Below are 5,782 nucleotides of genomic sequence, written 5' to 3' on the forward strand. Positions count from 1 at the left end.
CTGCACCGTTCTCCACCATCTTCTTGGCGTATGCAATGCTGAAAGCTGTGGAGAACTCCATGAGCTTCAGGCCCAGGTTCTCATCTGTGAAGATGTTCATGAACCAGTCGTCACCGTTCAAATGCTGCGCCAGGGAGAAAGGACCTATCATGCTGCCGATGATCGGCAGTTCCTTACCGTACTTGTCTGCCAGGATCCTGATAGCTTCACAGACGACACCGATCCTGCCGTGGTCCAGGTTGTAGCCTTCCAGTTTAGCGATATCATCAACGCTCTTGACCACATGACCTACCACAGAGGGCTGTTGTTCCTGTGTACCTGCCTTGATCTTGCAGCCGAAGAACTCGGCTTCAGCGGTGATATCAAAGGGCACACGCACGGCCTCAAACCCTATTACGGTGTGACCAGCCTCACCTAGCTTTGCCATGAGCTGGGCATCTTCATTGGCAGCAGGCCAGAATGAGCCACAAGCTTCCATTTGTTCTACGGTACCGGTCTGCGTGACAGAGATAGCTGCCATACGATCTACGTTCTGCCCTGTTAAAATACGGGCAAGCCTTTCTTTAGGGGTGTAATTGGACATTATCAGTCTCCTTAAAAATTATGTGCATTTAAAAGCTTTTCACTGTTAAAATGAAAGAACTGGCCATATATAATCCTCACAGATATGATGGTCTTTGAAAGACCAGGAGAGGAGTGCAACTTATTATATAATTTATAAGATTTATATAGCCAGTTCCATCACTGTTTCGTCACTTTGAGTTCTCACTTAAAGTTCATCATTTCCATTTACAGGGTTTGCCTGTACCCTGAACCTTTGACATGACCTCTATGCGCTTGAAGCCTTCCCAGAGTCCGTGGACATTGCAACCTGCGACTGCAATTAGATCCGTAAGCACTGATTTTGTACCACAATCCCCACACACATTGACCCCATGGATATTACATTGTTCTAACACCTTCACGGCAACAACTTCTTCTGGGATTGTTACAGTGAACTCCGCAGTAGTGCTGGTATCAGATGGTGAAAAATTCACTTCCCCTAACTTTATTCCATGCATGGAGAGCTTAATCTGTTCGATGTAATGAGATTGTTCCATTACATGTGGAACTGTCACCTTAACAGTGAAAGGCTGTTCAGTGAGGACAAGTTCCGGTGCTTCTATCACAGGCACATGCTTCTGCTCAAGCTCTGTGAGGTGAGCTGGATCTACAGGCTTATTGATTTTTTTATCCGTCATTTAATCACCATTTTCCTGAGTTCTATATCAATAAATAAAATAAAAAGCCAGCAGAGCTGGCATTAGAACTTATAGTGTTTCACAGAGTGGTACAGTATAACCACAAAGAACACTATTATTACTCCAAGGGATGAGAAGTAGGATACAGGATCCCATACAAAGCTCATGGCTCCGCTTTCTCCCCAGCCTACAAGCACAGTTCCCTGCAAGACCACTGGTGTTACCACACAGGTAAAAGCAACTATGAAGATAAAGAGGATGTCAAAGATCCTCATGAACACTCCTTTATCTCCTTCCTCTTTAACTGCTCCTGCCATCTTATACCTCCTTAATCATAGTATTCAAATTCGAACATGTGTTTCTTGATGGATCTATATACACCCACACATCCTAATGTTTCTATTCCCAGCAACAGGATTATGAACAGTACATACAGTCCCATGAGGACGGATGGTATTGGCACACTAGCTCCTATTATTGATACTATGTTGTAGATCATATACAATTCAGAGAAGTACAGCAGTGCCAGCAGCAATACAATGACACCAGCATCCTGATGCAATTTGCTATGGTATCTGTTATTGTCGATATTTGCCAACTTCATCCCTCCTTATTCGCTCCTGTGCATTACCGGCTGTGGCCATCCCATATCACGTTCCCAGTCATGCTCGCTCTCTATGCTCTTGTACCTCCAGTTGAAGTAGAAGTACGCTACTATGTAGAACACCAACCCAAAGATCAGGTTGTAACGGTATCCCCAATTGAGTGTCGACAGGATTATCATTGCCAGGAATATGGTAAAGTAAGCTATCCATGGCTGCATGGGTCCTATGAAAGGACGTACCTTGCTCGAATGTTGTGGGAACATTTTCCTGAACCTTATAAGAGCAAATGGGATTAGCACATAGGCAACCATTCCTGATGTAATTGAGAAGGTAATGACCTGGTCAAGGAAACCGCTGAACGCAAAAGCGATGGCTATAGGCATTGTAAAGATCACAGCCCTGTAAGGTGTGTAATATCTCGGGTGCACGGCTGAGAACCAGGGTGTCAGGAAATGATCCCTGGACAATGCAAACCACGACCTTGAAGAGTCACACACACATCCGTTTGCACTGGCAAGGCAGGTGAAAAGTGTACCTATGGCCAGGAACACCACCAGGAAATACATACCACTTGAAGTTGCTGCCTCGTACAAAGGATATACAGATACTCCGAGGACTGATGCAGGTATAAGGCCTGCACATAGAAACAGCGTCATACCCGCTGCAATAAGCAGAGTGATCATACCAGCCTGTTGTCCCAGTGGAACCGCCCTTGAGGGGTGCTTACATTCTTCTGCGCACATTGCCGCACCTTCTATTCCCAGATAGAACCAGGGACCGAACTGCAATGCGGCGAATATTCCCACAATCCCGTTGGGCATGGCACCTGATATCAGTTCTGCGGGGTTCCATGGTATGCTTCCAATTCCCAGAAGATTGAAGAAGAAGAACACGATTATAGCTATGAAAGCGGTCATGGTTAGCGCAAAGTTAAGAGTAAGTGCAGCCACGACTCCGCGGTAGTTGATAAATGTAAGGATCGATATCACAAGCAATGTAACTGGCAGTACCTGTATCTCCGGAAATATCGATTGGGCTATTGATGCTACGACAATTGAATCTGCAGCTTCCAGGGCGATATATTCCATGTATACTGCAAGACCAACTATGGCAGCTGCCCCTGGTCCTATGAACAATCTCGCCCAGTCATAGGGTCCTCCCGCAAGTTTCGTAGCAGCTCCAAGCTCACTGGCACACAGTGCTACCATAACATACATCGTACCGGCGACAAGCAGTGCAAACAGGGAACCAAGTATACCACCCTTTGCAACTGTGAAGTTCCACCCCATGTATTCTCCGACAAGCACTATTCCAACACCAAGAGCCCATACGTGATAAGGTCTCAATGTTTTTACAAGGGTGGGGGATTCTGAACTCGTTTCTTCGGCCATTGAGATATCCTCCTTTATGATCTTTTTGACACTTTTACAGCATCCAGCAGCACCCAACCTATCAGCAAGAAATCGATGAGATAAATTGCACCATTTATCATGGTCCATGTGTCCATTTTAATATGCCTCCGCTGTTTTATATGATAATAATTATTTATGTTAGTTCAACCTCCATGAAAAAAAAAGCCAGCGATTTATTCGCTGGCTTGGTTTTGGAGGCTTAGAACACCAGCCCCAGTCCTTCGAGCTTCTTTCTTGCTCCTTCGTAGACTTTCATGTATTCATCTGTGGGTTCGATCGTCTTTACGTTGTAGCATTCCTGGAAGGTCTTTCCAGCAGGTGCTTTAGCGTAGTCTTTCTCGTACATCTTGACGAGGTTGTCCAGGATCTTGTTGACCTCCGGGATCTCCATTCCGGCAGTAGCCCTTGCGGCCTCTCCCATCATCCTGGCTTCCATACCTGTGGTCTTGTCCAGTGCAACACCCTTTGCAGCTGCGACACCTGAGAGGATCTCACGGCCGGATGCAGTGTCTGTGATGGACTGTGCAGATGCTTCCAGCAGGCACATCTCTGTGCATGGACCTGCACATGGATAGTACTGGTTTCCAGAGAGTATGTTAGTGAATTCACTGATGGTCGCACATGCCCAGCCTGCGATCATGAGGGTTTCCCTGGTGTTGGTGGAACCCCATCTGATATGGACAGGACCGTCAAGGTGCCAGCTTGCATTGCTCATCACCATTGCATTGATGTGGGTTGCAATGTCCACGATCGTTGTCTCTTCTACACCGCCGGCGTAACCGCCGAATATAGGCATCTGTTCGTCCATGATGATGTTGCTGTTAGCCTGATAATGTGCTATTACAGCAATTGCGTCCAGGTCGATCTTGAGCTCATTGAGCTGTGAGACCTCGTGGCTGTCACTGCTAGCCATGCCACCGGCACAGTCAGCAGATATATTTCCCTGAGCGGACAGGGAAGTCTCTGGTCCCTATATGCCCATGCCTGGGCGGCCTGCCATAGCACATGCCTGCTTGATGAGCCTGGTTTCGGTCTTGGCTGCAAGTACTTCATATGGGCTGCCTGGTACAGGTGACTTGCCGCGGATGGACATCATAACACCATCCACAATGGTATCGACTTCCTTCTCCAGAGCATAGCTCATGTGTACTGGAACGAACATATCCTCGGATATCGGAGAACCAGTTGGACCACCCTGGATGATGGGTTTCTTCTTGTCACCGACATTTCTCTTGCTGACGCGCACAGCATCCCTGCCAGTTCCCAGAGTGAATTCCTCGCCTGCATTCTTAATGGCGTCCCAGATCTCGTCCTCGGTGTACTTGACGACCCTGTGGGTGTCGGTACAGAAGATACCGCATTCAAGAAGTAACTCGAAACCGGCCTTGAACAATTTCTCCATCATGTCCTTGTCAGTGGGGACGAACTCACCCTTGAAGTCCAGACCATACTTCTGCTTAAGCTCCATGGTCTTGGATGGAAGCACCATAAGGTCCCAGTCGTCCTGGGTGATCTTCTCGCCGCTCTTTGCGCGGTCATAGAAATCATAAACATCAAATGATTTTCTGAATGTCATCGCTAAACCTCCTTATTTCATGATATCCAAGGCTACACGGGCTGCTTCGGCTGCGTTCTCTGCGGTTGCATCGGCACCGATCTCTTTTATCCATCCCTTGGTAACAGGTGCACCACCGAACATGCACTTGACATTGTCCCTGATACCTGCTTCCTTGAGCAGCCTGACCACGTCCTTCTGGCCAAGCATGGAGGTTGTCATGAGTGCAGAACCTACGAGGATGACCTTCTGTCCCTTGAGCTTGGCTGCTTCTTCAACAACCTTCTCATTGGGTACATCCACACCTAGATCGATTATCGTGAATCCGCTGGCACCCAGCATGGTGGAAACTAACCTGTGGCCTATGTCGTGGATGTCTCCTTCCTGCACAAAAGTGACTGCTGTACCCTTGCCTTCGCCCGGTTTCTCCTTTTGGAGTTCAGGGGTCAGGATCTCCATTGCACCGTTCATGGCCTTAGCTGACATCATGATCTGAGGTAAGTAGATCTCAGCTTTCTCGAACTTTTCACCGACGATATTCATGCCTATTGCAAGACCATCGTTGATGGCATCAAAGGCAGGAACACCCGCTGCAAGGGCTTCCTTTGCTGCAGCTGCACAGCCATTGATATCCTGTTTAACTATGGTGTCTCTGAGTTTGTCAAGAATTTCTTGTTTTCCCATTTAATCTCCTCCATAAAATTTTAGTTATGTTAAAGTCCATGCTTTTTAGAGAGAATTAATCTTTTTCTCACCAAACATGCACTTTTGTAAGCATACGGTATCCATATACCGACTTATTTGCTTATATAATTTTTGTCAAAACCGACAAAGATATAAATTGAGAGAAGTAAGGCCGGTGGCTTGCACCGCAAGTTCCCGGCCCTTGCGACTTAAGCGAAGTTACTTCAGCTTCCCTCTGAACTTCTCACAGCTGTTGATCTTGATATCAAGCAGCTTCTCGATGTT

Annotated in this window: 6 protein-coding genes and 1 pseudogene; all 7 read right to left on the reverse strand. The window is 47.0% G+C overall.

Features of this window, described 5'->3' with window-relative positions:
- Positions 1–583: uroporphyrinogen decarboxylase family protein (locus AB7U21_RS09845; RefSeq protein WP_428388687.1), on the reverse strand; the 583-nt coding region annotated here is incomplete at its 3' end.
- Positions 584–779: 196 nt separating this feature from the next.
- Complete coding sequence (locus AB7U21_RS09850) at positions 780–1,241, reverse strand: desulfoferrodoxin family protein (protein WP_333788397.1); 462 nt, start codon at positions 1,239–1,241, stop codon at positions 780–782.
- A gap of 62 nt (positions 1,242–1,303) precedes the next feature.
- Entirely contained in the window at positions 1,304–1,558 is a 255-nt protein-coding gene (locus tag AB7U21_RS09855) for an AcrB/AcrD/AcrF family protein (protein ID WP_333788398.1), read from the reverse strand.
- An 11-nt stretch (positions 1,559–1,569) separates the two neighbouring features.
- Complete coding sequence (locus AB7U21_RS09860) at positions 1,570–1,839, reverse strand: monomethylamine transporter (protein ID WP_333788399.1); 270 nt, start codon at positions 1,837–1,839, stop codon at positions 1,570–1,572.
- Positions 1,840–1,851: 12 nt separating this feature from the next.
- Complete coding sequence (locus tag AB7U21_RS09865) at positions 1,852–3,237, reverse strand: APC family permease (RefSeq protein ID WP_333788400.1); 1,386 nt, start codon at positions 3,235–3,237, stop codon at positions 1,852–1,854.
- 220 nt (positions 3,238–3,457) lie between these two features.
- Positions 3,458–4,834, reverse strand: a pseudogene (locus AB7U21_RS09870) (monomethylamine:corrinoid methyltransferase).
- A 12-nt stretch (positions 4,835–4,846) separates the two neighbouring features.
- Positions 4,847–5,497, reverse strand: a complete 651-nt coding sequence (locus AB7U21_RS09875; RefSeq protein WP_428388691.1) for a methyltransferase cognate corrinoid protein — start codon at positions 5,495–5,497, stop codon at positions 4,847–4,849.
- Positions 5,498–5,782 lie beyond the last annotated feature (285 nt).

Origin of the sequence: Methanomethylovorans sp., from assembly GCF_050177135.1 — an archaeon.
GTDB lineage: Archaea > Halobacteriota > Methanosarcinia > Methanosarcinales > Methanosarcinaceae > Methanomethylovorans.

Coding starts and splice junctions, on each gene's coding strand:
- AB7U21_RS09875 (WP_428388691.1), bottom strand. CDS start 5,497: ATGGGAAAACAAGAAATTCTTGACAAACTCAGAGACACCATAGTTAAA.
- AB7U21_RS09865 (WP_333788400.1), bottom strand. CDS start 3,237: ATGGCCGAAGAAACGAGTTCAGAATCCCCCACCCTTGTAAAAACATTG.
- AB7U21_RS09850 (WP_333788397.1), bottom strand. CDS start 1,241: ATGACGGATAAAAAAATCAATAAGCCTGTAGATCCAGCTCACCTCACA.
- AB7U21_RS09855 (WP_333788398.1), bottom strand. CDS start 1,558: ATGGCAGGAGCAGTTAAAGAGGAAGGAGATAAAGGAGTGTTCATGAGG.